We start from the raw sequence: 26,691 nt of genomic DNA, 5'->3' as shown, positions 1-26,691 counted from the left end.
AAACCGTTACCCTATGCAGCTGTTTTTTTGTATTTCTTCGAGGTAGCACCCGTGTTTTCCCAATTCGCCCTGCACGAACGCCTGCTCAAAGCCGTGGCCGAGCTTAAATTTGTCGAGCCAACGCCAGTGCAAGCAGCGGCTATTCCGCTGGCGCTCCAAGGGCGTGACCTGCGGGTGACAGCGCAAACCGGTAGCGGCAAAACCGCTGCATTCGTTTTGCCAATCCTCAACCGTCTGATCGGCCCGGCGAAAGTCCGCGTCAGCATCAAGACCCTGATCCTGCTGCCGACCCGCGAACTGGCGCAGCAGACCATCAAGGAGGTCGAGCGCTTTGCGCAGTTCACTTTCATCAAATCCGGCCTGATCACCGGCGGTGAAGACTTCAAGGTCCAGGCCGCCATGTTGCGCAAAGTGCCAGACATCCTGATCGGTACGCCGGGCCGGATGATCGAGCAACTGAACGCCGGCAACCTCGACCTCAAGGAAGTTGAAGTGCTGGTCCTCGACGAAGCCGACCGCATGCTCGACATGGGGTTTGCCGAAGACGTCCAGCGCCTGGTGGAAGAGTGCACCAACCGCCAGCAGACCATGCTGTTCTCCGCCACCACCGGCGGTTCGGGCCTGCGCGAGATGGTCGCCAAGGTTCTGAACAATCCAGAACACTTGCAACTGAACAACGTCAGCGATCTGAACGCGACCACCCGTCAGCAGATCATCACCGCTGACCACAACCAGCACAAAGAACAGATCGTGAACTGGCTGCTGGCCAACGAGACCTATCAGAAGGCCATCGTGTTCACCAACACCCGGGCCATGGCCGACCGTATCTACGGCCGCCTGGTGGCGCAGGACTACAAAGCGTTCGTCCTGCACGGTGACAAGGATCAGAAGGACCGCAAGCTGGCCATCGATCGCCTGAAGCAAGGCGGCGTGAAGATCCTCGTCGCCACCGACGTCGCCGCTCGCGGCCTCGACGTGGAAGGCCTGGACCTGGTGATCAACTTCGACATGCCGCGCAGCGGCGACGAATACGTTCACCGCATCGGTCGTACTGGCCGCGCCGGCAACGATGGCCTGGCCATCTCGCTGATCTGCCACGGCGACTGGAACCTGATGTCGAGCGTCGAGCGCTACCTCAAGCAGAGCTTCGAACGCCGCACCATCAAGGAAGTCAAAGGCACCTACGGCGGACCGAAAAAGGTCAAGGCCTCGGGCAAAGCCGTTGGCGTGAAGAAGAAAAAGGTCGACGCCAAGGGCGACAAGAAGAAAACCGGCGCCAAGGCACCGACCAAGCGCAAGATCGCTAACCGCCCGAAGACCGACGCGCTGTCGCTGGTCAGCAAGGACGGCATGGCGCCGCTCAAGCGCCGCAAGCCGGAAGCGCCAGCAACTGAATAAGCCGTTGTAGCGACCCATAAAAAAACCGGACTGATGTCCGGTTTTTTTATGCCCAGGATTTAACGACTGATCAGCCTTCGACTTTTTTGTCTGCCGTTTGCAACTCCTTCAGACGCTGATCAATCAACTGGCACTTGTCCGGCAAGTCCTTGCTGGCGGTGCCCAGATCCATCTTCTGCAACTCGGCGTTGATTTCTTTGGCCTTGGTCGGATTCTGTTCGGTGAGCCTGGACACTTCCTTGGCCAGCTGTTCGCGCTTGGCGGTGGCTTCCTCCGGCGTGCAGGCCCAGGTGGGGAGGGCGCAGGCAAACGTGGCGGCGAGGGTGAGCGTCATTAGAGTTTTCATGGCAGGCCTCGAATTCCGTGTTGGGCGGTTAAACGGTTGAGGTTGCGAGTAGCTGAAAGTTCATCTGGCTGTAAGACGCATCGCTCTTCGGGAATGCCTCGTCAAATGCCGGCGGCAAGGCATATATCAACGCCGCAGGCTCACCTGCATTGGCCGCGACTCGCTGTCTACCGGCTATCCCCATGGCAGCAACTCGGCGACCCCTTGTCTTCGTATTTATCGTGATGCCTCACCCACTCCATGATTTCCTCTTCATTACGGCCCTTGGGCGTCAAATCCAGGTAGTTATAGGCGCCAACCAACAGGTCAAGCCCCCGCGCATAAGTGGAATACGTGTGAAAAATCTCTCCCGCTTCATTGCGATAAAACACGCTGAGACCAGGCAGTTCTTCCTCGGCGCCGTCAGACTTTTCGTAGTTGTACGTAGCTCTACCGGCGACAACATCTTCGGCTCGGGCTGATACGCCGAAGTCGTAATTGAAGTCGCTGCCATCTGACGACACCCAATCAAATTTCCAGCCCATACGCCGTTTGAATGCCTGGAATTCGGCGAACGGTGCGTGGGAAACCGCCACCACGGCGACGTCATGATGGGCCAGGTGCTGGTTAGCGCCGTCAATGTGATCGGACAGGAACGAGCAACCGGGGCAGCCTTCGTCCCATCCTGCGGCGAACATGAAGTGGTAGATGACCAGTTGGCTGCGGCCATTGAACAGGTCTGCCAGTTTCAATTCGCCGTTCGGGCCCTGAAAGCGGTAGTCCTTGTCGATTTTCACCCAGGGCAGGGCGCGACGTTCGGCGCTGAGTTTGTCTCGTTCCTTGGTGAAGGCTTTTTCGTGGGCCAGGTGTTGTTTGCGGGCGACGAGCCATTCTTCGCGGGACACGACGGGATGATTCTGAATGTTCATTGGCTTTCTCCTGCGATGTGCTGGGAGGTGACTGACAAAGCCTAGTCGTTTGACCTACGCCAAATTCGACACGCCGCCGGGCGGTGCTGTTCGAAACCTCGGCTGAACGGCTGCACACCCAGTGGGTCACAACTTAAGAAGGCCATTTCACTCACAGGCTTCGGAGGTTGAATCAGGATGACAACTTACAACTGGGATTTGATTGAACGCTTGCTGCACGAAGTGCAGAACGGTGCCGCCAGCTTTACCCCACGGCCCTATGCCGAACAGTACGCGGCGGAGAAAGCTATGGAGGGTGAGGAGCCTGAAAACCTGGATCATCTGAAAGCGGTGGCCGGCGAGTACGAAAAACTACTGTTGGCGCGTGGTTATATCGAGTCTCGGCCTGAAGAGCAGGGCGGTACGGGCTCCAATTACATTTTGACGCTCCGGGGCTCGAGTTTGTTGAGCCTGATCGACAGCAGCATTCCGGGTAATGACCATCCGCGCCAGGTATTGGATGAGCAGGAAGATGCGCTGGATGAGGTGACGTTTGATGAGGTGGCGTCGAAGGCGCAGATTGCCTGAAAGCCCATCTGAAACCAATGTGGGAGCGAGCTTGCTCGCGATGGCGGTGTGTCAGTTAACGATGATGTCGACTGATATACCGCCATCGCGAGCAAGCTCACTCCCACATTTGTTTTGTGTTGCGCTTAGTTTTGTTTGGCTGCTTTGAGGCACTTCAGATCGTTGAAGTCTTTTCTCACCCCTTCCATTTTTTTCAACAACCGCTGGCGTTGCGACGGTGTGCTCTCGGCCATCAAGTCCACAATCAATCCCCGTGCCTGAGCCTCTGTGTTGGCGTAGGCCTGACGGTAAGCCGGTGTCCATAAGCTCTCGCGATTGACCAGAAGTGTCTCGATTCGCTGTGGGAATTCTGGACTGTGCCGTTGCTCGACCGCTGCACTGAACTGTTTCTGCCAGTGGGCGCGGTTGGCGATCCATTGGGTGTTCTGGTCGCCTAGGGCTTTCGACCATGTGACCACCCGTTGTTGCTGGGTCGGGCTGAGTGGACCGAGCCAGTCATTCAGGCGTTTTTGCATGCGCTCGCTACGTTCCTTGATCTGCTGATCGAGCGTCGGTTTCAGGTATTCCTCCTGGCGCTTGCGCTGATCCTTGGCGAAGGCGTCGTTCATCTCCGCGACTTGTTTGTCGTCCAGCCCTTGTAACAATTCGATTGCCGACGGGGTGATTTCCCGGGCGGTCTGGGCGATGGCGGCTTTGGCTTCCTCCGTGCGGGTTTGCAGCGCGGCGTCGGTGACCTGATTGGTCTCGACCATGGTCTGCAAGCGATCAAGCCAGTCGAGGTATCCCGGCAGCTGCGTGCTGCAGTGCCAGCTCAAGTGCTCTTTGAGGCGCTCGTTGAACCAGCCTTTCTGCTCGCCGTTCATGTCCAGGTAATCGCTGAGCGTCCATGGAATGATCACATCGAGATTGCGATAGGCCAGGCCCACGCGGCTGCACGCACCGAGTGCGAGGCTGAGGGTGATGATGACGGCGAGACACTTTAACCAGCGCGGCATGGGCGAATCCTTGCGAAGTTCTGGCTTCTTGAGTGGATTCTTATAAGAGCGCTGCATGAGCGCGGCAGTTCAGCCCATTAATAGAATGCGCGTTCGGCCTTGAGGGTGACCAGTCCGTCGCATTGGCTGTTGTGCCCGGAATAGGCCGAGCAATCGCCGCCGCTGAGGCTGGATCCACTGTAGATCAAGTCCAGGTCGACGCCCATGAAGGGCCGGGAAAGTTGTACTGACCAATCGGTGAAACTGCCGACATATCCGCCGTCGACGGACACCGGGGTGTTGAGTTGGTGGGTGGTGTATTTCATGCTGATCCCGATGCCGAACGGCTGATTGCCGCCCAGGTCGGCGAAGACGGTACTGTTCTGTTTGTCGGGGTCGTTGCTGAACGCTGCGCCGAAACGGCTGCCGAGAAAGGTCAGGCCACCGAACAGCTCCTGGCTGTCGAGGGTGTCCACTTTCGGATAGCTGTAATGGATCATGCCGACTTCATAGCCGAGGGTATGATCGAAAGACTGTTTGAAGCCCATGTAGGAATCGACTTCAAGGTTGGCCCCGGGCGTCAGGCCCATGCTGGGTGCCCATTGGCCCACATAGAAGCCGCTGTTGTGGCTCAGGTCGAGTCCACCGTGAAACGAGCCGGTGCTGGAAGGCTTGACCAGTCCCTGCGCCATGCTGCGGCTGGCAGTGGTGCCAAGTTTGAGATCGAAATCGCCCAATTCGCGCTGGAAGACTTGCGCGTTGGCGAACGAACACCACAACAGGGTGCCGAGTAATAAACAGGAGGGTTTGAGCATGCGTCACTCCATGACCGCGGAGCAGGAACTAAAACCTACTGAAACGCTTGATCTAGACGTGTGCAAGCATACCGGCGAATGCTCGGCATCGAAGGCCGTTCGTCGATTTTTGAAAATTAGATGGGTTTTGCGGGGTGTTGCGGGGAGGGTTCCAGTCCAAGCGCTTCGAAGCTCAAAGCGCTTATGGACCAGTTAACGCGGGGTGTTACTTCTTGCCCAGCGTAATCTGCTTGGACGGGCCGAACGTCTGGCCGCTGACGCCTTTGGCAATTTGCTGGATCTCGCCGCCGGACTTGAGGAACGCAGCGATCTGGTTGTTGATTGATTCGCTGGTTTCAACGGCTGGAGCTGGCTTTGCTTTGCTGTTGGATGCTTTTACACGCATGGCGGCCATTAACCTGTAGAAAATTAACTTGGCCAGGCATCGTACAGGAAATACTTGACAATTGCTTGGTAAATATCCCCTCAAAATACACATCGTAGGGCGTATTTATTCGCCGATTATTATTCGAAATAAGCCCCTAAGCCGCTGTTTTAACTAAGAACAAGGGGGATGAAATTCAGCCGTTTGATCGGGTGAGGAGGGCAGAAGTCATCCGTGCGGTCTGACGAGCGGCCAGACACAACCGGCAGAACCCACGGAAATCAAGGCGTTCGGAAGAAATTCCGGTGTCACCGGGCTGGCCACGGAAACGCCGCCCGCAAAACCGGGTAGAATGTCGCCCACGCAATGAGGGTATTGGAAATGGCTTTAGTCGGGCGTTACAACAGTTTGCAAGTGGTTAAACACACTAACTTCGGTTTATATCTGGACGGTGGCGCGGAAGGCGAGATTCTTCTGCCTAATCGTTATATTCCCAAAGATATTCCCAGCGAAGATGAAGATTGGCTTAACGTTTTTATTTATCTGGACAGCGATGACAAACTCATCGCAACTACCGAAAAGCCGAAAGTTCAGGTCGGTGAGTTCGCCAGTTTGAAAGTCGTTGAAGTCAACAGCATCGGTGTTTTCCTGGATTGGGGTCTGCCGAAGGATCTGCTGCTGCCGTACTCCGAAGAAAAGCGCCAGATGACGGCCGGCGAATATGTCGTGGTTCACGTCTACCTCGACAAACACACCCGCCGCATCACCGCGACGGCGCGTCTGGATCGCTACCTGGACAAGACCCCGGCCAATTACACCCCTGGTCAGGAAGTTGATTTGCTGGTGGCCGAAGCGACCGATATGGGCTTCAAGGCGATCATCAACAACAAGCACTGGGGCCTGATTCACAAGAACGAAATCTTCAAGTTCATGCGCGCCGGCAAAGAAGAGAAGGGCTTTATCAAAGAAGTCCGTGCCGACGGCAAGATCAGCCTGAGTCTGCAACCGGTCGGCGAAGAAGCGGCCACCAGCCTCAATTCGAAGATCCTTGCCAAGTTGCGTGAAAACAACGGCACCCTGCCGGTCAGCGACAAGAGCGACCCGACCGTGATTACCAATCTGTTCGGCGTCAGCAAAGGCAACTTCAAGAAGGCCATCGGCGCGCTGTACAAGAATGGCCAGATCGTCATTCATGCCGATCGCATTGAACTAAGCTGACCTCGCATCGGCCCCATGCAGGTCGATGGCATGGGGTTGAGCGGCTATGAAGAAATCACTGTGGGCATACGCTGGCACCCTGCTGGCGTTTCTCGTGCTCGACGGCCTCTGGCTTGGCGTGTTGATGGCGCCCACTTATCGGGCGCTGCTCGGTTCGCTGATGCTCGATTCACCGCTGCTGGCCCCGGCAGCGGTGTTCTATCTGCTTTATGTATTCGGTTGCGTGGTGTTCGTGGTGTTGCCGGCGAAAACCTGGCGACGTGCCTCGGCGTTGGGCGCGTTGCTGGGGCTGGTGGCTTACGGCACGTATGACTTGAGTAATTGGGCGACGTTGCACGGGTGGTCGGCGCAGTTGGCGTTGATGGACATGGCCTGGGGTACTTTTGCGACGTGTGTGGCCTGTTCTATTGGATTCTGGGCTGCGCGCAAGGCCTAGCATCTCGGCGGTTTGCAGTGACGCCATCGCGAGCAGGCTCGCTCCCACATTGATCTTCAGTGATTACAAATATTTGGTACGACAACAATCAAATGTGGGAGTGAGCCTGCTCGCGATTGGCTGCGCAGCAGCCACTTATTCGGTTGTATACATAAAATTCTGCACCGTTTGCTGGCGGGGTTGCCCTGTTCATGGGCATTGTCGTGAGCTTCAACCCCTAATTGCTTGACGCTATCTGGCGCTGAAAGACCGGTTTGTCACAGGTTCTAGTCGCATGGCACGCATTCTGCGTAGCAACTCGTATACAAACCATGCCAGCTCCCGTGTGCAGTGTGGTTGCTGCATCAATTCCGGGGGCTGTTTCGAGGAGCCCCGCGATGACCGAGCAATTGCCCAACGGCTACAGCCCCCGCCTGTATAACGAGGATCTGGGGCCGCTGCCGCAGAAATGGAATTGGTACAACATCTTCGCTTTCTGGATGAGCGATGTGCACAGCGTCGGTGGTTATGTGTTCGCCGCCAGCCTGTTCGCCCTGGGCCTGGCCAGTTGGCAGGTATTGATCGCATTGCTTGGCGGGATCTGCATCGTGCAACTGATCGCCAACCTGGTGGCCAAGCCGAGCCAACAAGCGGCGGTGCCATACCCGGTGATCTGCCGACTGGCCTTCGGCGTGTTCGGGGCGAATATTCCTGCGGTTATCCGCGGACTGATCGCCGTGGCTTGGTACGGAATTCAGACGTACCTGGCGTCCAGCGCCTTGATCATCGTTGTATTGCGATTCTTTCCTGCAATGGCGGCCTACGCCGAACCGCATTTCGCCGGTTTGTCCTACCTGGGCTGGTTCGGTTTCCTTAGCTTATGGTGTGTCCAGGCGTTGGTGTTCTGGGCCGGCATGGAGTCGATCCGACGTTTCATCGATTGGGCGGGGCCGGTGGTGTATGGCGTGATGTTCATGCTTGCCGGCTGGATCGTCTGGCAGGCCGGCTGGAGCAACATCAGTTTCACCCTTGCGGAAAAATCCCTGTCCGGCTGGGAAGCGTTCGGACAAGTGATTGTCGCCACGGCGCTGGTGGTGTCGTACTTTTCCGGTCCGACCCTGAATTTCGGTGACTTCAGTCGCTACTGCCGAAGCATGAAGGACGTGCGGCGTGGAAATTTCTGGGGCTTGCCGGTGAATTTTCTCGCCTTCTCCCTGGTTACGGTGGTCATCGTTTCCGGGACCTTGCCGGTGTTCGGTGAAATGCTGCACGACCCGATTGCCACTGTGGCGCGCATCGACAACAGTGTGGCCGTACTGCTCGGCGCCTTCGCCTTTGTCACCGCGACCATCGGCATCAACATCGTCGCCAACTTTGTGTCCCCTGCATTCGATTTCGCCAACGTCGCCCCGAGCAAAATCAGCTGGCGTGCCGGCGGGATGATTGCGGCCGTGGCCTCGATCTTCATCACCCCGTGGAACCTGTTCAACAACCCCGAAGTGATTCACTACACCCTCGACGTGTTGGCGGCGTTCATCGGTCCGCTGTTCGGGATTCTGCTGGTGGATTACTACCTGATCAAAAAACAGCAGATTGACGTCGATGCGCTGTTCGATGATGGCCCCAACGGTAAGTATTACTACAGCGGCGGGGTCAATTGGACGGCGGTGAAAGCGCTGATTCCTGCGACCCTCACGGGCGTGGCCATTACCTTTACCCCTGTGTTGCAGCCGATGGCGAATTTCGCCTGGTTCACTGGCTGCTTCCTTGGGGGCGCCCTGTATCTCGTGTTGGCCTGGCGCGAACAAACCCAGCAAACCGTAGCGGTGGCCACCGCCGGATGACGCAATCGGGAATTTAAAGGTCCCGTTCAGGCGGCATTTTCTGGCCATCTGGTTAATAATCGACAGCATAATTTTTCGCCCCGGCGATGCTTTTTGAACAAGCACGCCGGGGCTTTGCTTTTTACTGTCGAGTCACTGCCATGGATTGTGTTGTCGAGGTGTTCCGGTGAGCGCCACCCGGCGTAGCGCCGATGGGTTTGCCCTGCAAGTGATGATCGGGCTGTGCCTGATCTGGGGTGTGCAACAGGTCATGATCAAGTGGGCGGCGCCCGATATTGCACCCGTGATGCAAGCGGCGGGGCGGTCGGGTATTTCCGCGTTGCTTGTAGGACTGTTGATCTGCTGGAAGGGCGGCTGGGATCAGGTCGGTAGCACTTGGCGCGGCGGCTTGCTGGCCGGAGCATTGTTTGGCCTGGAGTTCTACTTCATCTCCGAAGGTTTGCAACTGACTACGGCCGCGCACATGTCGGTGTTCCTTTACACCGCGCCCATCTTCACCGCGTTGGGCGTGCACTGGCTGCTGCCCAGTGAGCGTTTGAGGCCCGTGCAGTGGCTGGGGATTTTCCTCGCCTTCGTCGGGATCGCCGTTGCCTTTGCGGGTGGCGTGTCCTGGGACAACCTCGATCACCGCATGTTGATGGGCGATGCATTGGGCGTGCTGGCCGGTGCTTCCTGGGGCGCGACCACAGTCGTGGTGCGCGCCTCGCGACTGTCGGAAGCGCCCGTCACCCTGACCCTGTTTTATCAACTGATCGTCGGATTCGTCGGCCTGCTGCTGATCGCGATGCTCAGTGGTCAGGTCACCCATGTCAGCCTGACCACGTTTGCGGTGGCGAGCGTGCTGTTTCAGGGGTTGGTGGTGTCGTTCTTCAGCTACCTGACGTGGTTCTGGCTGCTGCGCCGTTACCTGGCGGCGAATCTGGCGGTGTTTTCGTTCATGACGCCGCTGTTCGGCGTCACGTTCGGCGTGGTGCTGCTGGGTGAAAAATTGAGCCTCAACTTCGTCATCGGTGCCGTACTGGTGTTGCTTGGCATCACCTTTGTCAGCGCTGAGCAGTGGGTGCGCCGTCGTTTGCGCAAAGCCCTTGGGCAGCACTGACCGGGCGCAGTAACAGCCCGCCGGCGATGAGCAAGCCGCTGCCGGCGAATACCAGCGCTGGCGCCAATCCGCCGCTGAAGTGGCTGCTCAAGGCTGCCAGCAACGGCCCGCTGAGTTGGCCCACGGCAAAGCACGCTGTCAGCAGCCCGGCGTTGCGCTGGGCGGCGTGGGGCGCCAGTTCCCGCGAACGTTGCATCACCAATTGCATGCAGGCCAGGAACGGCGTACCGCACAGGATCACCCCCAATGCCAGGCCCGGACCGCTGCCGAACAGGCAGGCGAACACCCCGGCCGCTTGAAGCCACAATGTGGTTATCAGCCAGTGACGCGTGCCATTCGCGGTTTGTCGACGCAGGCTGACCAGCACCACGCCGATGGCCGACGCCAAGCCGAAGCACGGCCAGAACAGGTCGGCCTGCCATTGGCCATGAAACTGTGCGCTGGCCATTTGCGAGAGAAACGTGGCCGGGATGATGTAGCCCAAACCGTACAAGCCGTAGATCAACGCCAGACGGCCGATGCCTTGATTGCCCGATGTGACGGCGTGTTGCACGGTGGGCGCACTCGCGCCAGGTTGCGGCAGGAAAGGCAGGATCCCAAGCAGCATCGCCAGCCCTACGCCGGCGTAGACCAGCCACAAGGTGGCAGAGGTCTGCCCCAGCAGGTTCGAGCCCAAAGCCAGCAACCCTGTCAGAAAAATCCCCAAACCCGGTCCGGCAAATACCAGAGCGCCGAGGCGTGGACGTCCGGCGGCTGCGGCCAGTGGCTGGCTCAACGCCGTAATCATTACCAACACCCACGCACTGGCGACGCCGGTGCCGAAGCGCAACACCAGGTGCGACCAGAAACCGTTGGCCCAGAACGACGCCAGGGTCAATAGCACGCACAGCCACAAGCCTCCCAGCAGACGTCGCCGGACTTGCTCCGGGCGACGGGAGAACATTGCATCCACGGCGCCGACGAAGTAGCCGAGGTAGTTGGCGGCGGCAATCAGACCGGCGGCGGTCAGGTCGATCTGGCCTTCGCTGAGCAAGTGCGGCATTTGCGGGGTGAGGGCGAAACGCCCGATGCCCATGGCCATCATCAGGGCGATAAAACTGGCGGACAAGCGGATCAGAGGGGACATGGTCTGAGTTCCAGCAGAGGATCAATGACCGTCAGGCTAGGACTGATTGACTTTCTTTAAAAATGAATAATAGTGAGGAACTTGTTCTGAATTGGAGAAGATCGTGGAGTTCAGCCAATTACGGATCTTCCAGGCGGTCGCGCAGGAAGGCTCGATCACCCGCGCCGCCGAGCGTTTGCATCGGGTGCCGTCAAACCTGTCGACCCGGCTCAAACAGCTTGAAGAGCAACTGGGCGTAGAACTTTTCGTCCGCGAGCGTCAGCGTTTGCAGTTATCGCCTGCGGGAAAAGTCCTGCTGGACTACACCGCCAAGCTCTTCGCCCTGCATGATGAAGCCAGTGCGGCGGTGCAGGGCGGGCAACCGGCCGGGGATTTCGTGCTGGGCACCATGTACAGCACGGCGGCGATTCATCTGCCGGAGTTGTTGGCGCGTTATCACCGCACGTACCCGGCGGTGAACCTGCAGGTGCAGTCCGGGCCCAGCGGCGAATTGCTCGAAGGTTTGCTCACCGGTCGTCTCGACGCCGCGTTGGTGGATGGCCCGCTGGAATTGGCAGGCCTGGACGGCGTGCCATTGTGCGACGAACGGTTGGTGCTGATCAGCGAGGCCGATCATCCGCCGGTGCACAGTGCGCGGGATGTTGAAGGCCGGTCGGTGTTCACCTTTCGGCAGGGCTGTTCGTACCGGATGCGTCTGGAGGCCTGGTTTGCTCACGACCACGCCGCGATGGGCCGGGCGATGGAGATCGAGTCCTACCCGGGGATGCTCGCCTGCGTGATTGCGGGTTCAGGGGTGGCGTTGATGTCGGAGTCGATGCTCGCCAGCCTGCCGGGCCGTGAAAGCGTGGCGGTGCACCCGTTGGCCGAGCCGTTTGCCCGCGCAACCACCTGGCTGATGTGGCGCAAGGGCATGGTCGGGGCCAACCTGAATGCCTGGATCGAACAACAGCAAGCGGTCTATCCATCGACAGCGGTTCGGGATCGAGCGATTGCTTGAACTAATGGTCAAGTATTTTGTTCAATTCAGTAACAGATCATTGCGGATTTGGACGAGCAATACGTAGGACTTCGGACTATTATCAGTGCGAAGCGGCTACAGAATTCCGGTCGCTCGGCACTACCCTGAAGGGGGCACCATGAAAGAGAAAATCCAAAACTGGCTGCACGATCTGGGTGTTGCACTCGGTTTGATTGAACCGCCTCTGCAACCTGTGCCTATTCGTACTGACGACGAACAACGCCGACGCCAGCAGCGCCGCCGGTAACGCGGCGCAAGTAGTGTTTGTAGCCGCTGCCGAGCCCGCGAGGCCGCGTTCGGCGGCGCAGACGCAAATCCAAAAGAGTGGGCGGACTTCAATGCCGCCCGATCTCGATCAAAAACCGGCTCAAGTCATTCGCCGTCCGGGCGGTCTTGAGCATCTGGTCTTCTTCCGCCGTAAACGCCGTTAACCCCAGCTCATCTTCCAGATGGAAGATCAACTCTTCGATGTCCTGCTTATCCAATCCCATCTGCGCCAGACTGGCGTTGTCGTCGAAGTCATCCTGACGCTCCAGCAGGCGGCTGATAAAACGATGCACGGCGGCGCGAACGGCGGCTCTTTTCATGGTTGTTCTTCGAGGGCGTTATTGTTGTTTTCCCTGACGTTGAGTACAGCAGGCTTCAGGCATGTGAGCGCTGCCACTCGTCAATCATCGTGCGCAAATGCTCTCCGGAAAAGCTGCCGAAATGCCCGCCGTGAACCGTGCGGATCGGCAACTCGCGCAAGCGCTGCAGGCTGCGGGCGTAGTCGTCGAGATTGGAGTGGTAGGCATCTTCGATCAGCGGGCCGTCGTAGATGATGTCGCCGCTGAACAACGTTTCGGTCGCCGCTTCATACAGGCTGATGCCGCCCGGTGAATGCCCCGGTGTGTGCAGAACCTGCAGCACACGATTACCGAGATCCAGGACGTCGCCTTCTTCAATCATGCCGGTGGCCGGCGCGGCTTTGACCCGGTATTCGGCGTAGCACAACGGACAGTCCGGGTGCGCTTCGAACATGTCGTCACCGACAAACGCCGTACTCAGCGTGTTATCGCCATCGGGGTGAGCAAGAATCTGTGCTTCGGCCGGATGCACCAGCCGTTCGGGGAATTCGTGATGCCCGGCAATGTGGTCGAAATGGCAGTGACTGGCCACCGCCACCAACGGCCGCTCGGTGATCCACGGCAATTGCTCGCGCAGGCTGACCAGCCCGGACCCGCTGTCCAGCAACAGGTCTTTGTCGCGGCCCTGAACGTGCCAGAGGTTGCAGCGATAGAAGGGCCGGATGTAAGGCTCGTGAATCAGCCGAATGCCGTCACTGAGCTGTTTGACTTCGAACCACAGATCGCGAGAAACAATCTTCATCAAAGGTTTTCTCCAGGCGAAAAAAAACGGATGTGGCAACCGACGCCACACCCGTCGAAGAAAGCATCAAGTCGTTATATTCAGCTTAGGCGGGGCTGGCCACGGCTGCCGGGCGCGGGGACAGCAAGCTGACCAGCACGAAGCTCACCAGGCCGACGCCGAGGCTGTAGTAGATCGGGGTGTTGGCGTCCAGACCGTCTTTGAACATGAACACCAGCGCGGTAGCGAAACCCATGCCCATGCTGGCGATAGCGCCGGCGGTGGTTGCGCGCTTCCAGAAGATCGCACCCATCAGCGGGATCAACATGCCACCGACCAACAGGTTGTAAGCCAGGGTCAGCGCGCTGATCACGTCGTTCACCACCAGCGCGATACCGAGCACAACGATACCGGTCAGCAGGGTGAACAGGCGGTTGATGCCCAGGCTCGACTGTTTACCGCCACGCAGTTTCGGCAGCAGGTCTTCGGTCAGGGTGGTGGCAGCGGCGAGCAGGCCGGCGCTGGCGGTGGACATCATGGCCGCCAGTGCAGCGGCGATCACCAGGCCACGGATACCGTCCGGCAGGGACAGTTTGACGATGGCGGCGAAGGCGTTGTTGACGTTGTCCAGGTCCGGAATCAGCACGTGAGCGGCCATGCCGATCAGGGCGCAGGCCAGTCCGTAAAGGATGCAGTAGAAACCGGCGAACGTACCGGCGTACTGGGCGACTTTGGCAGACTTGACGGTGAACACCCGTTGCCAGATGTCCTGACCGATCAGGATGCCGAAGAAGTAGATCATGAAGTAGGTAATGATGGTGTCCCAACCGATGGTGGTGAAGCTGAAGGCAGTTGCCGGCAGTTTCAGCACCAACTCATCCCAGCCGCCGACGCGATACAGGCAGATCGGCAACAGGATGAACATCAGGCCTACGGTCTTGATCACGAACTGGACGATGTCGGTCAGGGTCAGGGACCACATGCCACCGATCGCCGAGTAGATCACCACGACGCCGCCACCGAGCAATACCGAGACCCAGAACGGCAGGCCGAACAGCACTTGCAGGACCGTGCCGATCGCCAGGATCGAGGTCACGCCGATCATCAGTGCATAGGCCAGCATGATCGCCGCGCTCGCGGAACGGGCCATCGGGTTGTAGCGTTTTTCCAGCACCTGGGTAACGGTGTAGATCTTCAGTTTCAACAGTGGTTTGGCGAGGAACAGGTTCAGCGCCACGATCCCGCAACCCAGTGCGGCGCAAAGCCAGAAACCGGAAATGCCGTGGACGTAGCCCAGGCGTACGGTGCCGACGGTGGACGCGCCGCCCAGTACGGTGGCGGCCATGGTACCCATGTACAGGCTCGGGCCGAGGTTCCGGCCGGCGACCAAAAAGTCTTCGTTGGTCTTGGCCTTACGCATCCCGTAGTAGCCGAGTATCAGCATTGCGGCTGCGTAGATGAGTACGACGAATAAATCCAGTGCCATGTTGGCGTGTCTCCGATTGTCTTTTTTATGTTGAAGCGAAAATCAATCCCTGCGGGAACATCAATTCCTGTGGGCGCGTGGCTTGCCCGCGATGGGAGTACACCGATCTGTCAGACAGATCGCGTCATCGTTCATCGCGGGCAAGCCCGCTCCCACAGGTCATGTGTTGGCCACAGGTAATGCGTTTGATCAGGCGGCTTGTCGAACCGCCGATTTACCGAGCGAATTCGAACCCTTGCTGCGTGCATCCTGCGGGCCGAACACTTCCCGTGATTCCGGGAACAGGCTGAGCAACGTCAGGTACACCAGCGACGCCAGGCCGAGGGTGACCGGCAGGCTGATGTCGATGCCACCCGCCAAATCGCCCAGCACGCCCACGAACTGCCCTGGCAGGTTCACGAAGCACAGACCCACCAGTGCGCTCGGGATCCAGGCACCCAGGCCACGCCAGTTCCAGCCGTGCGTGAACCAGTAACGACCACCTTTCTCGCCGCGAGTGAACACTTGCAGATCATCCGGGCAATAGAAGCCACGACGCACGACCAGGCCGATGATCATGATCACCATCCATGGCGTGGTGCAGGTGATGATCAGTACGGCGAAGGTCGACACGCTCTGCACCAGGTTCGCCGCGAAGCGACCGATGAAGATGAACGCGATCGACATCACACCGATCAGCAACGTCGCCTTGACCCGCGACAACACGCGAGGGAATACGCTGGACATGTCCAGCCCGGTGCCATAGAGCGACGTGGTGCCGGTGGACATGCCGCCGATCACCGCAATCAGGCACACCGGCAGGAAGAACCAGCTCGGCGAAACTGCCAGCAGACCGCCAACGTAGTTGTTGGCCGCGATGTAGTCCGGTGCCTTGATCGCCACGATGGTGGCGGTCGCCAATCCGAACAGGAACGGGATGAAGGTCGCAACCTGCGAGATCACCACCGCCGCCATGATCCGGCCTTTAGGCGTATCACGAGGGATGTAGCGCGACCAGTCACCGAGGAACGCACCGAAGGAAATCGGGTTGCTCATCGCCACCAGCGCAGCGCCGATAAAGGCCGCCCAGAAGCCCGGCTGGCCCATGCTCACGGTGCCGGCGTAGTTCACATCGAAAGGTCCGATGAAGGCGAAGATGCCCAGCAGGAACAGCAAGCTGGCGCTCCACACGGCGATCTTGTTGACCCACAGCAGGAAGCGGAAGCCATAGATGCAGACGGTCAGCACCAGGATCGCGAACAGACCGTAGGCCAGGCCCAGAGTCAGGTCGGTTTCCGGCAGGCCGATCAAGCGTTTTGCACCACCGATCAGCGCATCACCCGAACTCCACACCGAGAGCGAGAAGAAGGCGATGGCGGTCAACAGCGACAGAAACGAACCGACGATCCGCCCGTGCACGCCGAAGTGCGCACCGGAAGACACGGCGTTGTTGGTGCCATTGATCGGGCCGAACAGGCCCATTGGCGCGAGGATCAGCGAACCGAGCAACACACCGAGGACAATCGCCCAGACGCCGGCCTGAAAAGACAGGCCGAACAGCACCGGAAAACTGCCGAGCACGGCGGTGGCAAAGGTATTCGAACCGCCGAAGATCATCCGGAACAAGTCCGTCGGGCCTGCGGTACGTTCGTTGTCCGGGATCTGTTCCACCCCGTAGGTTTCAATTTGCGTAAGGCTTTGGTCTTTGTTGTTGTTATTCATGATCAGCTCCGATCATAAAGGCGCACTCATCGTGTGTGAGCGTCACCTGTTTGGCTAAGGGGTTGGCAGCCCTTCCGGCATTGCGGACAAATGTTCGTGGCAGGCCAGCCATAGGCCTTGTTGTTCTTGGCCAGACGCTTGTTTCTTGAAAACAATCGTCTCGCGCTCCTGGCTGAAGTGTTGCTCCCCCTGCATGCGCAGCTCGGTGGCCACGTCATGGATAAAAATCGCTACATCACCCTGCAGGCTGACGAAGGCGTTGCTCGAAGTGCACGAGAGCACCTCGAAGCCATCCTCCGAGCGCCAGCTGTCCCACAACGCCTGATAGGCATCGCGCGACAGCAGAGGCTGCTCGAGGGTGTAAAAGACGAAGCTGGCATCGGCGCTGAAGGCGCCGAAGTAGGCTTCGCGATCGTTGCGGGCAAACGCCGACACCAGGTCGGCGGCGGCTTTCAGAACCTGATCACGTTCGTTCATCAACCATCCCTCAGCGGTGGGTCACGCCAGGCAGTACGCAGAGCATTTCGTACAGCAAGTTGGCGGCCAACAGCGAGGTGTTGCCGGTGGTGTCGTAAGCGGGCGAGACTTCTACCAGATCGCAGCCGATCAGGTCGAGGCCTTGGCAGCCACGAACGATTTCAATCGCCTGAATGGTCGTCAGACCACCGATTTCCGGGGTGCCGGTGCCGGGTGCCCACGCGGGGTCGATGCCATCGATGTCGAAACTCAGGTACACCGGACCGCCGCCGACTTTCTCGCGAACTTCGGCCATCAGCGGAGCCAGGGATTTGTGCCAGCACTCTTCAGCCTGAACCACGCGGAAGCCTTGTTTACGGCTCCAGTTGAAGTCTTCAGAGGTGTAGCCCTGAGCGCGCAGACCGATTTGCACCACGCGATCGCAATCGATCAGGCCTTCTTCGGCCGCACGACGGAACGTGGTGCCGTGGGCGATTTTCTCGCCGAACATGTGGTCGTTCACATCAGCGTGAGCGTCGATGTGCACCAGGCCGACTTTGCCGTGCTTCTTGTGAATGGCACGCAGGATCGGCAGGGTGATGGTGTGGTCGCCGCCCAGAGTCAGGGGGATCACGTTGTGTTCGAGGATGGCGTCGTAGGACTCTTCAATGATCCGTACGGCGTCCAGCAGGTTGAACGTGTTGATCGCCACGTCGCCGATGTCGGCCACCGACAGCGAGTCGAAAGGGGCTGCACCGGTCGCCATGTTGTACGGACGGATCATCACCGATTCAGCGCGGATTTCGCGAGGCCCGAAACGGGTGCCTGGACGCAGGGAGGTGCCGATGTCCAGCGGGACACCAACGAAGGCAGCATCCAGACCGGCAGCGGTTGGCAAATGGGGAAGGCGCATCATGGTGGCGATGCCGCCGAAGCGCGGCATTTCATTGCCGCCCAGTGGTTGGTGAAGAATCTTGTCCACGGGAAAGGCCTCATCGTCGTTGTTTTATTTATGTCGGTTGCGCAGGTCTGGACAGACACAGGCACCGTTGTGGGGCGATTCTGCGAAATGTAGTGCGCGGGAAGAATCGCTACGGGCAAATACTTAGTTCAGATTTTTCTAAACTAAAGGCCGCGACAGCGATAGACTTCTTCGCGTGATCGTTCCCACGCTCCGCGTGGGAATGCATCCACGGACGCTCCGCGTCCCGCTCTTTTTGTGCATGTGACGCAGAGCGTCACGGGCTGCATTCCCACGCAGAGCGTGGGAACGATCGACCGGTGGAGAAACCCATGGCCAACGCTTTACCCGATCTGAAACTATTGCGCATCTTCGTCAGCGTGGTTCGCCATCAGGGGTTTGCCAACGCTCAGCAAGAGCTCAACCTCTCGACCTCGGCCATCAGCACCTACATGAGCCAGCTCGAAGCAGCCCTTGGCCTAGTGCTCTGTCATCGTGGTCGCGGCGGCTTCAGCCTGACCAGCAAGGGCGAGTTGTTCCATCAGGAAACCCTGCGCCTGCTCGGCGAGCTCGAAGGGTTCGAGCAATACGCGGCGGCGCTCAAGGGCGAGCTGCGCGGCACCTTGAACCTCGGCGTGATCGACTCCACCGTCAGCGACAAGGCCTTGCCTTTCGCCGAAGCCATCGGCGCCTATAGCCAGGAGCACCCGGCCGTGCACTTGCACCTGTCGGTCATGAGCCCCTACGAATTGCAGCTCGGCGTTCAGGACAACCGCCTCGACCTGGCCATCGGGGCGTTTTCCACGCGCATGAGCGGCCTGGTCTACATGCCGCTTTATCGCGAGCAGCACTGGTTGTATTGCAGCAGCCGGCATCCGTTGTTCACCGAGCGGCGCATCCCAGAACAAGTCATCACCCAGCAACGCATGGTCGGCCGGGGCTATTGGAGCCAGGCTGAACTGGCCCGCCACGGTTTCAAGCACAGCGCCGCGACCGTGGAAAGTATGGAGGCGCAGTTGATTCTGGTGCTGTCCGGCGCCTACATCGGTTACCTGCCGGAGCATTACGCCCAGGCGTGGGCCGACAAGGGCGATTTGCGCGTGTTGCTGCCGGCGACCTTTGGTTATCAGGCGCCGTTCTCGATGATCGTGCGCCGTGGTCGCAGCCGTGAACCATTGATCCAGACTTTCCGCGACCTGCTTAAAGCACAACTGAATCAGGCTTGAGAACATGTCCAGAGCCCAATGTCCGCGCTGCCTGCGCCCACAAACCCATTGCCTGTGCCCACTGATCCCCAGTCTCGACAGCCGCACGCGGGTGCTGTTGTTGCAGCATCCAAGCGAGGTGAACCACGCACTGAACACCGCTCGATTGGCGGCGTTGGGCTTGAACAATGCCGAGTTGGTGGTGGGCGAGGTGTTCGACGATCTGTCGGCGTTGTTGAATCAGCCGGGTTATCAGGCGCGGTTGTTGTTTCCAGCTGATGATGCGCAGCCGTTGCAAGCGTACACCGGGAACGAAGAGCCGCTGTTGCTGGTGGTCCCGGACGGCACCTGGCGCAAGGCGCGCAAGCTATTGCACCTCAACCCGTTGCTGGCGGCGTTGCCGAGGGTGACGCTGGCGGAGGGCGGCGTGTCGCGCTATCGACTGCGCAAGTCGCCGGGGCCGGGGGCGTTGTCGACGGTGGAAGCGATAGTCCAGGCGTTGCAGACGCTTGAAGCGCCAACGACGTTCGAGCCGTTGTTAAAACCGTTCGAGGCGTTGATCGAAGGGCAGATTGCAGCGATGGGGGAGGAGACTTTCCAGCGCAACCATGGGCTGAAATAGGCGGTTTCGCTGATGGCCTCATCGCGGGCAAGCCCGCTCCCACAGTTGACCAAGTTCTTCCTGAAGGAATGCGGCCCCTGTGGGAGTGAGCCTGCTCGCGATAGCGGTAGAACAATCACAGGGAATCCCAGCAAAAACTACCTTTCGCGCATCGCTTCGGTCCGGGCTTTAAGCACCGGTTTAAGCAGGTAATCCAGCACGCTCTTCTCACCGGTAATGATATCGACCGTCGCCACCATCCCCGGAATGATCAGCAACGGCTTCACATCCCCGCCCAAGTGATTCTTGTCCGTGCGCACCTGAATCAAATAAAAACTGTTGCCCTTGTCATCGGTAATCGTGTCCGCCCCGATCAACTCAAGCTTGGCACTCAACCCGCCATAAATCGTGTAGTCGTATGCACTGAACTTGACCATCGCTTTCTGCCCCGGGTGCAGAAACGCCACGTCCTGCGGCCGCACCTTGGCTTCGATCAGCAGGTTGTCTTCCAGTGGCACGATTTCCACCATGTCGCTGCCGGGCTGGACCACGCCGCCGATGGTGTTGACCTTCAGCACCTTGATAATCCCGTGCACCGGCGACACCACCGTGGTGCGGCTCACGCGGTCGTCGATGGCGATGCTCGACGCAGTGATTTTCGACAGATCGGTGCGTTTTTCATTCAGCTCTTTCGCCGCGTCCGAGCGGAAGGATTGTTCCGATTCGTCGATCTTGCTCTTGATCTCGTTGATCGCCGATTCGGCCCGGGGAATCGCCAGCGTCGTCGCATTCAACGAGCCGCGAATTTCCACCGCGCTGCGTTTGAGGCGCAGGATTTCCACCGGGGAAACCGCCCCGGTGCCCACGAGTGGCGCAGACATGTTCATCTCTTGTTGCAGCAGCGCCAGGCTTGAACTGAACTGCCCTTGTTTTGAGCGAAATTCCGCCAGCTCCTGGGTTTTCTGCCGCAGTTGCTCACTCAGCGTGCGCTGTTCACTGGCCAGTCGGCGCTGGCGTTGTTCATACAGCGAGCGTTCGTCTTCGGCCACTTGCGGCGCCTTGGCGATCACTTCAGGCGAGAGCTTGAACGGCCGGCCTTCCGCTTCCGCCGAAAGACGTTCGACTTGCGCCGTCAGCGCGTAGCGATCCGCTTCGCTCTCACCCTTGTTCGACAGAAAGCGCGTGTCATCCAGGCGCAGCAAAGTATCGCCCTTGTTCACCATTTGTCCTTCGCGGACAAAAATCTCGGTGACGATGCCGCCCTCCAGGTTCTGGATCACCTGAACCTTGCTGGATGGAATCGCCTTGCCTTCGCCCATGGTGACTTCTTCCAGCACCGCAAACTTGGCCCAGACCAGCGCCGCAATAATCAGTCCGGCGGCCAGCCAGACGGTGATCCGCGAACCACGGGGTGAGTCCTGCAACGAAGCGCCAGCGGTTTCCGGCATGAACTCGCTCTCGGCGGTTTTGCCGAAGCTGCCGAAATAGCCGCGCGACTTCGATTCAGGGAGCGACGCGTCGGAAGATGAACGGGCCATGGTGAGCTCCTAGACAGCCGCAGAGCCGACACGGCCCTTGCGCAGTGCATCGATGACCGCTTCTTTCGGACCGTCGGCGACGATCCGCCCGTTGTCCAGCACCACCAGCCGATCCACCAGGCTGAGCATCGAGGTGCGGTGGGTCACCAGCAACAAGGTTTTGCCCTGGACCCAGCCGTGAAGTTTCTGCCGCAAGACGTCTTCGCTGCTGTTGTCCATCGCGCTGGTGGGTTCGTCGAGCAGCATGATCGGCGGATCGAGCAACAGCGCCCGAGCCAGCAACACGGCCTGACGCTGGCCGCCCGAGAGCAATTGGCCGCGTTCGCCCACGGGCCGGTCGAAGCCTTGTGGGTGCTGGCGAGCCAGCTCGGTGACGCCGGTCAATTCAGCCACCTCAAGCATCCGCGAGTCGCTGATGTAACGCGCGCCGAGGGTCAGGTTGTCGCGCAGGCTGCCGGCGAGCAACGGCAGGTCATGGGCGACGTAGCCGACTTGCTGGCGCAGGTCGGCGACATCGAGTTGCCGCAGATCCAGGCCATCGAGCAGCAACTGGCCTTCTTCCGGGGCATAGAACCCCATCACCAGCCGCGCCAGAGTGCTCTTGCCCGAGCCGCTGCGACCGATGATGCCGATCCGTTCACCCGGTTTGACGCTGAAGCTGACGTTGGCCAGTGCCGGCGCATTCTGGCCGTTGTAGTGGAAGGTCACGCCGCTGACGTCCAGTGCGCCTTGCAGTTGCGTGCGCTCAAGCGGTCTTTGTTTGGCGTCGCGCTCCTGCGGCAAGGACATCAGCGCGTCGGTGCTTTTCATCGTCAGTTGCGCTTGCTGGTAGCGGGTGATCAGGCCGGCGATCTGCCCCAGGGGCGCGAGGACGCGGCTGCCGAGCATGTAGGTCGCCACCAGCGCGCCGACACTCAGGTTGCCGGCGATGATGCTGTAGACCCCGGCGACGATGGTCGCCATGCCGGAGAATTGCTGGATGAACAGCGTGCCGTTGGTGGCCAGCGCCGAGAGGTTGCGCGCATGGCTGTCGAGGCGGGTGAGGGCGCCGTGGGTGCTTTCCCATTTGTGCTGGCGTTCGCTTTCGGCGCTGCAGGCCTTGAGGGTTTCGAGGCCGCCGAGGGTTTCGATCAGCAACGCTTGGCGTTCCGCGCCCAGGCTCAAGCTTTTCTGCACGGTGTCGCGCAGGCGCACCTGGATCACCATGGCGAAAATGATCGTGATCGGAAAAGCCAGCAGCGGAATCACCACCAGCCAGCCGCCGAGCAAGCCGATCACCACCAGCATCAGCACGGCGAAGGGCAGGTCGATCAGGCTGGTCAGCGTGACCGCGGTGAGAAACTCACGCAGGCCCTGGAAATCATGAATGCTCTGGGCGAAACCACCGATGGTCGCCGGCCGCGCTTTCATCGCCATGCCGGTGATGCGTTCGAACAAGGTGGCCGACAGAATCACATCGGTTTTCTTCCCGGCAGTGTCCAGCAAGTGCGCGCGGACCACCCGCAACACCAGTTCGAAACCGGTGCCGATCAACAGACCGATCGACAGCACCCACAAGGTCGACGTGGCCTGGTTAGGCACCACCCGATCGTAGGTCTGCATCACGAACAGCGGCACCATCAACCCCAGCAGGTTGATCAGGAAACTCGCCAGAATCGCGTCGCTGTACAGCCATTTCGACAGCTTCAACGTGTCGCGAAACCACGCCTCCACGCGCGGCACCAGTGGCGAGCGCAAGTCTTCGAGTTCGTGACGCGGCCGGGCGAACAAGGCCTGGCCGCTGTAATTTTCGGCCAGTTCCTCGCGGCTGACCCATTGTTCACCGCCGTCGGCTTCGCTGGGCAGGATCAACAGCCGGCCGTCATCGCCAAAACGTCGCAGGATGGCGGTGCGCCCGTTATTGAAAATCAGCATCACCGGCAGGTTGAGCGCGGAAATATCCGCCAGTTCACGGCGCAGCAAACGCGCCTGCAAGCTGGCCCGGGCCGCTGCGCGCGGCAACAGGTCCAGGCTCAGACGCTGTTTGTTCAAGGGCAGCCCGGCGCTCAGACTGGCGCGACTGACCGTCGCGCCGTGGAGTTTGCAGAGGATCAACAGACCGTCCAGAAGCGGGTCATCGAAGCTCAGGCGCGGATCAACACCGATGTTGCCGGGTTCCATGCTGGTCACATTGATCGCTCCGGTTGAGCTATTTCAGTTCAGGCAAGCGCGCTTCGTTTTTCACTTCAGAAGAGGCGATCGCATCTGCGGGCAGCACCACGCGTTGTTTGCTCAGCAACTGGCCCATGTTCGCCAGCACGCGGTACATCGAGAATTCCTCGATGTAGCGCACTTCGGTGTAGCGGCGATTGGCGTTGTAGAGCTCGTTTTCACTGTCGAGCAAATCGAGCAGGGTGCGCTGGCCGAGGCCGAACTGATCCTGATACGCCACGCGAACGCGCCGGCTGGTCTCAGCGTATTCGCGTGCGGTCGGGGTTTGTTTCTTGGCGTTGACCATGGCGTTCCAGGCCAGGTGGATGTTTTCGTTGAGTTGGCGCAGGGCATTGTTGCGAATGTCCATTGCCTGGTTGATCTGGTGCGCGTCGGACGCCAGGCGCGCCTTGTCGCTGCCACCGCGAAACAGGTTGTAGTTCATCACCACACCCGCGCGCCACTCGTTGTCGTGACCAATATCGCCTTGCACGTTGTTGTTGGCGCCCACTGCCGCTTCGGCGTCGAAACGCGGGTAGAACGGCGACTTGGCGACTTCGTACTGGCTCTCGGCCGATTGCACATCGGCCTGCGCGGATTTCAGGTACGGGTTGTTTTCCACCATGCTCTGCTGGGCTTCCGGCAGGGTGGTGGGCACCTCGCCGCGAATCGACGGCGGTGCTTCGAGCTCATCGGGCAGGCGGCCCACGACGGAGTAGAAATTCGACTCGGCGTCCGCCAGATCGACTTCGGCGGTTTCGAGGTTGTTTTGCGCCAGTGCCTTACGGGCTACCGATTGGTCGGAGTCGGCGTTGCTGCCGACGCCGCGCTGGGTGCGCAGGCCGATCTGGTCGTTGACCCGCAGGTGCGCCTGCAGGTTGTTCGTGGCCAGGGTCACCAGTTCACGACGCTTGAGCACTTCGAGGTAGACCTCGATGGTGCGCAATGCCAGATCCTGGGCGGTGCCTTGAGCGTAATAGGCCCGGGAATTGACCACGCCTTTGGTGCGCTCAACCTCGTTGGCGGTGTTGAAACCGTCGAAGAGCATTTGCCGCAGGCGCAGCTCCGACTGGGTGTAGTTGAGGGTTTCGGTGTGGTGATTGCCCAACGCTCGAGTATTGGTGTTATCGCTGTACCCGCGCCCGTAGGCGGCGTTCAGATCAACTGTTGGATAAAAGCCCCCTTTGGCAACTTTCACTTGCTCATCGGCCGAGAGACGGCTGTCAACGCGTGACGCCAGCTCCGGGTGGGTCGCGATGGTGCTCTGGATCGCCTCGGTCAATGACATGGCTTGAGCCTGGGATGTACAGGCCATGGCCAGCAGAATTGCGCTGCATAGGGGGGTTAAAACGCGCATGGGTACATCTCCCTGATTCCTGATGGTACTTTATCGATCGCCAATTATTTGACGACTTTTATAGGTGAAATCGTTTCACTCTTGTAACAACAGAGCTAAGAACATTCTAGAGAATAGCTAAGAAATTTTTTTCATAAGCCTTATGCCAAAAAAAACTTATGCGCTCTGCTAAATCCAGCACATTGTTCACTCCGAAAGCCCTTGATTTCGGAGCTTTAGGGAGCTTCTCGGGACTTTGAAAAAGTTCCATCCACTTATCGACATAGGGCGGAGAAGTGCTGAAGGGGAGGGAAGCGAGCGATTTTGGGGTGACGGTTTTTTGTCACTTTGGTGCTTCAAAATCGTTACGCATCGTTCACTGAGCAGGTTGACCCGGAACAGACCTTCAATGTCATTGATTGCATTGAGGTTTACAAAAAATCCGGACACCTCGCCCCGTGAGCGACACGCTTGGCGAGACGATCGCCAGGGCGGCGGCTTACTCAGGTAAACGCGCCCGGCAGGCGATCCGCCAGGCCACCTGCTTGAACCATGAGCACATCTTCGCGAACAACAGGATGCCGACAGCTGTTGGCAGCGGAGGAAATGCACATGGCAACGCTCATCGGTATCGTCAGTAAGGTCATTGGTGAAGTATTCGCGGTCGCGGGCGACGGCACCCGGCGCGCGTTGGTCGAGGGCGATCGATTGTTCGCTGGCGATCAACTGGTCACCGGGGCCGAAGGCGCGGTGGCGGTGCATCTGCAAAATGGCCAGGAACTGACCCTTGGGCGTGGCAGCAGCCTGGACATGACGCCGCAGTTACTGGCGCATCAGGCGCCCCATGTGGACACCGCTGAAGCGGTGACGCCGACGCAAGCGCAACTGACCGACGTCGAGCAACTGCAAAAAGCTATCGCGGCCGGCGATGACCCGACCCAGAACGCTGAGGCCACGGCGGCCGGTCCGGCATCGACGGGCGCACCCGGTGGTGCCGCGGGTGGCGGTCACAGTTTTGTCTTGCTTGAAGAAGTGGGGGGGCACGTCGATCCGGTCATTGGGTTCCCTACCGCAGGCTTCAACGGCATTCCCGAATTTCCGCAGGAGCGTCTGGCCGCTGATCCGAACAACGGTGCCGGCGACACAGGCGTTGTGCCCGTGCCTGACGTTCCGAACAACCCGGTCACCCTTACCGGCCTGTCGGTCGCGGGTGGCGAGCTGACCCTCAACGAAGCCAACCTCGCCAACGGCTCCGCCAGCAACCCGGGCGCGCTGACCCAGAACGGCAATTTCACCGTATCCGCGCCTGATGGTCTGACCAGCCTGAGCATCGGCGGGATCAACGTGATCACGGGCGGAGTGGCTGTCGGCTTTCCGCAGTCGATCACCACGCAACTGGGCAACACCCTGACCGTCACCGGCTACAACCCGGCCACGGGCGTGTTGAGTTACAGCTACACGCTGGTCGGCAACGAAACCCATTCGGCCGGCGACGGGGCCAATAACCTCAGCGAACAGTTCACCGTGGTGGCCGGTGATTCCAACGGCGATACCGCCACCGGCACGCTGGACGTCAACATCACCGATGACGTACCCAAAGCGGTCGATGACAGCAACGCCAGTACCGCCTCGGAAACCCTGCTGACCCTCACCGGCAGCGTGTTGCCCAATGACTCGCAAGGCGCTGACCGCATTCCCGTCGGACCCAACAGCGGGCCGATCATCGGCGGCACCTTCACTGGGACCTACGGCACGTTGGTGCTCAACCCCAACGGCAC

General features: G+C 59.5%; 26 protein-coding genes. 11 read left to right on the top strand and 15 right to left on the bottom strand.

What is annotated here, in order from left to right; all coding sequences use genetic code 11:
• The first annotated feature begins 51 nt into the window (after window positions 1-51).
• Window positions 52-1,398 carry a DEAD/DEAH box helicase gene (locus tag ACM6I0_RS28965; protein ID WP_414923865.1) on the top strand — a complete coding sequence of 449 codons (1,347 nt, stop codon included), beginning with the start codon at window positions 52-54 and terminating at the stop codon, window positions 1,396-1,398.
• 70 nt (window positions 1,399-1,468) lie between these two features.
• Here the strand turns inward: ACM6I0_RS28965 and ACM6I0_RS28960 are convergent, their stop codons facing one another.
• Together ACM6I0_RS28960 and ACM6I0_RS28955 are read right to left on the bottom strand one after the other, a co-directional pair.
• Window positions 1,469-1,744 (bottom strand): hypothetical protein, encoded by a 276-nt coding sequence (locus ACM6I0_RS28960; protein WP_414923864.1) that lies wholly within the window; start codon window positions 1,742-1,744, stop codon window positions 1,469-1,471.
• Between the two features lie 167 nt (window positions 1,745-1,911).
• Window positions 1,912-2,652: a DUF899 domain-containing protein gene (locus tag ACM6I0_RS28955; protein WP_414923863.1), complete on the bottom strand. Its 741-nt coding sequence runs from the start codon at window positions 2,650-2,652 to the stop codon at window positions 1,912-1,914.
• A gap of 177 nt (window positions 2,653-2,829) precedes the next feature.
• Here ACM6I0_RS28955 and ACM6I0_RS28950 point away from each other — a divergent pair, with 177 nt between their 5' ends.
• Window positions 2,830-3,219: a transcriptional regulator gene (locus ACM6I0_RS28950; protein ID WP_414923862.1), complete on the top strand. Its 390-nt coding sequence runs from the start codon at window positions 2,830-2,832 to the stop codon at window positions 3,217-3,219.
• Between the two features lie 125 nt (window positions 3,220-3,344).
• Here ACM6I0_RS28950 and ACM6I0_RS28945 read toward each other — a convergent pair whose 3' ends face one another.
• The 3 genes from ACM6I0_RS28945 to ACM6I0_RS28935 form a co-directional block, all read right to left on the bottom strand.
• Window positions 3,345-4,214: a DUF6279 family lipoprotein gene (locus tag ACM6I0_RS28945; protein WP_414923861.1), complete on the bottom strand. Its 870-nt coding sequence runs from the start codon at window positions 4,212-4,214 to the stop codon at window positions 3,345-3,347.
• A 77-nt stretch (window positions 4,215-4,291) separates the two neighbouring features.
• Window positions 4,292-5,008 (bottom strand): TorF family putative porin, encoded by a 717-nt coding sequence (locus tag ACM6I0_RS28940; RefSeq protein ID WP_285436569.1) that lies wholly within the window; start codon window positions 5,006-5,008, stop codon window positions 4,292-4,294.
• A 205-nt stretch (window positions 5,009-5,213) separates the two neighbouring features.
• A complete protein-coding gene (locus ACM6I0_RS28935; protein WP_017337097.1) occupies window positions 5,214-5,402 on the bottom strand; it encodes a hypothetical protein in 189 nt (62 codons plus the stop codon).
• 351 nt (window positions 5,403-5,753) lie between these two features.
• Between ACM6I0_RS28935 and ACM6I0_RS28930 the strand changes: the two genes are divergently transcribed.
• The 4 genes from ACM6I0_RS28930 (at window position 5,754) to ACM6I0_RS28915 (ending at window position 9,948) form a co-directional block, all read left to right on the top strand.
• The gene (locus ACM6I0_RS28930; protein ID WP_090181387.1) at window positions 5,754-6,590 is read left to right on the top strand and encodes a S1 RNA-binding domain-containing protein; all 837 of its coding nucleotides are present in this window, start codon (window positions 5,754-5,756) and stop codon (window positions 6,588-6,590) included.
• 46 nt (window positions 6,591-6,636) lie between these two features.
• On the top strand, window positions 6,637-7,026 hold the full coding sequence (locus tag ACM6I0_RS28925; protein ID WP_285436566.1) for a DUF2177 family protein: 390 nt from the start codon (window positions 6,637-6,639) through the stop codon (window positions 7,024-7,026).
• A 377-nt stretch (window positions 7,027-7,403) separates the two neighbouring features.
• Window positions 7,404-8,849, top strand: a complete 1,446-nt coding sequence (locus ACM6I0_RS28920) for an NCS1 family nucleobase:cation symporter-1 (protein WP_414923860.1) — start codon at window positions 7,404-7,406, stop codon at window positions 8,847-8,849.
• A 166-nt stretch (window positions 8,850-9,015) separates the two neighbouring features.
• Window positions 9,016-9,948 carry a DMT family transporter gene (locus tag ACM6I0_RS28915; protein WP_285436563.1) on the top strand — a complete coding sequence of 311 codons (933 nt, stop codon included), beginning with the start codon at window positions 9,016-9,018 and terminating at the stop codon, window positions 9,946-9,948.
• On the opposite strand, the gene ACM6I0_RS28910 is transcribed toward ACM6I0_RS28915, so the two are convergent.
• Entirely contained in the window at window positions 9,893-11,074 is a 1,182-nt protein-coding gene (locus ACM6I0_RS28910; RefSeq protein WP_414923859.1) for an MFS transporter, read from the bottom strand. The genes ACM6I0_RS28915 and ACM6I0_RS28910 overlap by 56 nt on opposite strands.
• A gap of 103 nt (window positions 11,075-11,177) precedes the next feature.
• Here ACM6I0_RS28910 and ptrR point away from each other — a divergent pair, with 103 nt between their 5' ends.
• On the top strand, window positions 11,178-12,071 hold the full coding sequence (ptrR, locus tag ACM6I0_RS28905; RefSeq protein ID WP_285436559.1) for a putrescine utilization regulator PtrR: 894 nt from the start codon (window positions 11,178-11,180) through the stop codon (window positions 12,069-12,071).
• Window positions 12,072-12,210: 139 nt separating this feature from the next.
• On the top strand, window positions 12,211-12,339 hold the full coding sequence (locus ACM6I0_RS28900) for a PA1414 family protein (protein WP_007914492.1): 129 nt from the start codon (window positions 12,211-12,213) through the stop codon (window positions 12,337-12,339).
• Window positions 12,340-12,427: 88 nt separating this feature from the next.
• Here ACM6I0_RS28900 and ACM6I0_RS28895 read toward each other — a convergent pair whose 3' ends face one another.
• The 6 genes from ACM6I0_RS28895 to speB all read right to left on the bottom strand — a co-directional run bounded on the left by ACM6I0_RS28895 (window position 12,428) and on the right by speB (window position 18,064).
• The gene (locus ACM6I0_RS28895) at window positions 12,428-12,679 is read right to left on the bottom strand and encodes an acyl carrier protein (RefSeq protein WP_285436555.1); all 252 of its coding nucleotides are present in this window, start codon (window positions 12,677-12,679) and stop codon (window positions 12,428-12,430) included.
• Between the two features lie 55 nt (window positions 12,680-12,734).
• On the bottom strand, window positions 12,735-13,460 hold the full coding sequence (locus ACM6I0_RS28890) for an MBL fold metallo-hydrolase (RefSeq protein WP_414923858.1): 726 nt from the start codon (window positions 13,458-13,460) through the stop codon (window positions 12,735-12,737).
• An 85-nt stretch (window positions 13,461-13,545) separates the two neighbouring features.
• Window positions 13,546-14,925 (bottom strand): sodium:solute symporter, encoded by a 1,380-nt coding sequence (locus tag ACM6I0_RS28885; RefSeq protein ID WP_222585170.1) that lies wholly within the window; start codon window positions 14,923-14,925, stop codon window positions 13,546-13,548.
• A gap of 189 nt (window positions 14,926-15,114) precedes the next feature.
• Entirely contained in the window at window positions 15,115-16,626 is a 1,512-nt protein-coding gene (locus tag ACM6I0_RS28880; protein ID WP_285436553.1) for a purine-cytosine permease family protein, read from the bottom strand.
• A 54-nt stretch (window positions 16,627-16,680) separates the two neighbouring features.
• A complete protein-coding gene (locus tag ACM6I0_RS28875) occupies window positions 16,681-17,103 on the bottom strand; it encodes a YybH family protein (RefSeq protein ID WP_285436551.1) in 423 nt (140 codons plus the stop codon).
• A gap of 10 nt (window positions 17,104-17,113) precedes the next feature.
• Window positions 17,114-18,064 carry an agmatinase gene (gene speB, locus ACM6I0_RS28870; RefSeq protein WP_090181405.1) on the bottom strand — a complete coding sequence of 317 codons (951 nt, stop codon included), beginning with the start codon at window positions 18,062-18,064 and terminating at the stop codon, window positions 17,114-17,116.
• 311 nt (window positions 18,065-18,375) lie between these two features.
• Between speB and ACM6I0_RS28865 the strand changes: the two genes are divergently transcribed.
• Window positions 18,376-19,269, top strand: a complete 894-nt coding sequence (locus ACM6I0_RS28865; protein WP_007945995.1) for a LysR family transcriptional regulator — start codon at window positions 18,376-18,378, stop codon at window positions 19,267-19,269.
• Between the two features lie 4 nt (window positions 19,270-19,273).
• Window positions 19,274-19,870: a tRNA-uridine aminocarboxypropyltransferase gene (locus ACM6I0_RS28860; RefSeq protein ID WP_285436548.1), complete on the top strand. Its 597-nt coding sequence runs from the start codon at window positions 19,274-19,276 to the stop codon at window positions 19,868-19,870.
• 137 nt (window positions 19,871-20,007) lie between these two features.
• Here the strand turns inward: ACM6I0_RS28860 and ACM6I0_RS28855 are convergent, their stop codons facing one another.
• The 3 genes from ACM6I0_RS28855 to ACM6I0_RS28845 are packed head-to-tail and all read right to left on the bottom strand — an operon-like array spanning window position 20,008 to window position 24,934.
• Window positions 20,008-21,387: an HlyD family type I secretion periplasmic adaptor subunit gene (locus ACM6I0_RS28855; RefSeq protein WP_090181407.1), complete on the bottom strand. Its 1,380-nt coding sequence runs from the start codon at window positions 21,385-21,387 to the stop codon at window positions 20,008-20,010.
• A 9-nt stretch (window positions 21,388-21,396) separates the two neighbouring features.
• Window positions 21,397-23,556 carry a type I secretion system permease/ATPase gene (locus ACM6I0_RS28850; protein WP_222585174.1) on the bottom strand — a complete coding sequence of 720 codons (2,160 nt, stop codon included), beginning with the start codon at window positions 23,554-23,556 and terminating at the stop codon, window positions 21,397-21,399.
• A 19-nt stretch (window positions 23,557-23,575) separates the two neighbouring features.
• Window positions 23,576-24,934 (bottom strand): TolC family outer membrane protein, encoded by a 1,359-nt coding sequence (locus ACM6I0_RS28845; RefSeq protein ID WP_285436547.1) that lies wholly within the window; start codon window positions 24,932-24,934, stop codon window positions 23,576-23,578.
• Window positions 24,935-25,525: 591 nt separating this feature from the next.
• Between ACM6I0_RS28845 and ACM6I0_RS28840 the strand changes: the two genes are divergently transcribed.
• On the top strand, window positions 25,526-26,691 hold a 1,166-nt coding region (locus tag ACM6I0_RS28840; RefSeq protein ID WP_414923857.1), incomplete at its 3' end, for a retention module-containing protein.

Source organism: Pseudomonas sp. IT-P294 (genome assembly GCF_949767865.1).
GTDB lineage: Bacteria > Pseudomonadota > Gammaproteobacteria > Pseudomonadales > Pseudomonadaceae > Aquipseudomonas.
The sequence above is the reverse complement of the archived record's forward strand: the minus strand, read 5'-3'. Positions and strand labels throughout refer to the sequence as shown.

What these genes read in the sequence shown, in the direction of transcription:
- ACM6I0_RS28960 (WP_414923864.1), bottom strand. Translation starts at nt 1,744, where the DNA reads ATGAAAACTCTAATGACGCTCACCCTCGCCGCCACGTTTGCCTGCGCC.
- ACM6I0_RS28865 (WP_007945995.1), top strand. Translation starts at nt 18,376, where the DNA reads ATGGCCAACGCTTTACCCGATCTGAAACTATTGCGCATCTTCGTCAGC.
- ACM6I0_RS28920 (WP_414923860.1), top strand. Translation starts at nt 7,404, where the DNA reads ATGACCGAGCAATTGCCCAACGGCTACAGCCCCCGCCTGTATAACGAG.
- ACM6I0_RS28890 (WP_414923858.1), bottom strand. Translation starts at nt 13,460, where the DNA reads ATGAAGATTGTTTCTCGCGATCTGTGGTTCGAAGTCAAACAGCTCAGT.
- ACM6I0_RS28845 (WP_285436547.1), bottom strand. Translation starts at nt 24,934, where the DNA reads ATGCGCGTTTTAACCCCCCTATGCAGCGCAATTCTGCTGGCCATGGCC.
- ACM6I0_RS28925 (WP_285436566.1), top strand. Translation starts at nt 6,637, where the DNA reads ATGAAGAAATCACTGTGGGCATACGCTGGCACCCTGCTGGCGTTTCTC.
- ACM6I0_RS28895 (WP_285436555.1), bottom strand. Translation starts at nt 12,679, where the DNA reads ATGAAAAGAGCCGCCGTTCGCGCCGCCGTGCATCGTTTTATCAGCCGC.
- ACM6I0_RS28955 (WP_414923863.1), bottom strand. Translation starts at nt 2,652, where the DNA reads ATGAACATTCAGAATCATCCCGTCGTGTCCCGCGAAGAATGGCTCGTC.
- ACM6I0_RS28860 (WP_285436548.1), top strand. Translation starts at nt 19,274, where the DNA reads ATGTCCAGAGCCCAATGTCCGCGCTGCCTGCGCCCACAAACCCATTGC.
- ACM6I0_RS28940 (WP_285436569.1), bottom strand. Translation starts at nt 5,008, where the DNA reads ATGCTCAAACCCTCCTGTTTATTACTCGGCACCCTGTTGTGGTGTTCG.
- ACM6I0_RS28930 (WP_090181387.1), top strand. Translation starts at nt 5,754, where the DNA reads ATGGCTTTAGTCGGGCGTTACAACAGTTTGCAAGTGGTTAAACACACT.
- ACM6I0_RS28880 (WP_285436553.1), bottom strand. Translation starts at nt 16,626, where the DNA reads ATGAATAACAACAACAAAGACCAAAGCCTTACGCAAATTGAAACCTAC.
- ACM6I0_RS28900 (WP_007914492.1), top strand. Translation starts at nt 12,211, where the DNA reads ATGAAAGAGAAAATCCAAAACTGGCTGCACGATCTGGGTGTTGCACTC.
- ACM6I0_RS28910 (WP_414923859.1), bottom strand. Translation starts at nt 11,074, where the DNA reads ATGTCCCCTCTGATCCGCTTGTCCGCCAGTTTTATCGCCCTGATGATG.
- ACM6I0_RS28885 (WP_222585170.1), bottom strand. Translation starts at nt 14,925, where the DNA reads ATGGCACTGGATTTATTCGTCGTACTCATCTACGCAGCCGCAATGCTG.
- ACM6I0_RS28945 (WP_414923861.1), bottom strand. Translation starts at nt 4,214, where the DNA reads ATGCCGCGCTGGTTAAAGTGTCTCGCCGTCATCATCACCCTCAGCCTC.
- ACM6I0_RS28950 (WP_414923862.1), top strand. Translation starts at nt 2,830, where the DNA reads ATGACAACTTACAACTGGGATTTGATTGAACGCTTGCTGCACGAAGTG.
- ACM6I0_RS28875 (WP_285436551.1), bottom strand. Translation starts at nt 17,103, where the DNA reads ATGAACGAACGTGATCAGGTTCTGAAAGCCGCCGCCGACCTGGTGTCG.
- ACM6I0_RS28855 (WP_090181407.1), bottom strand. Translation starts at nt 21,387, where the DNA reads ATGGCCCGTTCATCTTCCGACGCGTCGCTCCCTGAATCGAAGTCGCGC.
- ACM6I0_RS28935 (WP_017337097.1), bottom strand. Translation starts at nt 5,402, where the DNA reads ATGGCCGCCATGCGTGTAAAAGCATCCAACAGCAAAGCAAAGCCAGCT.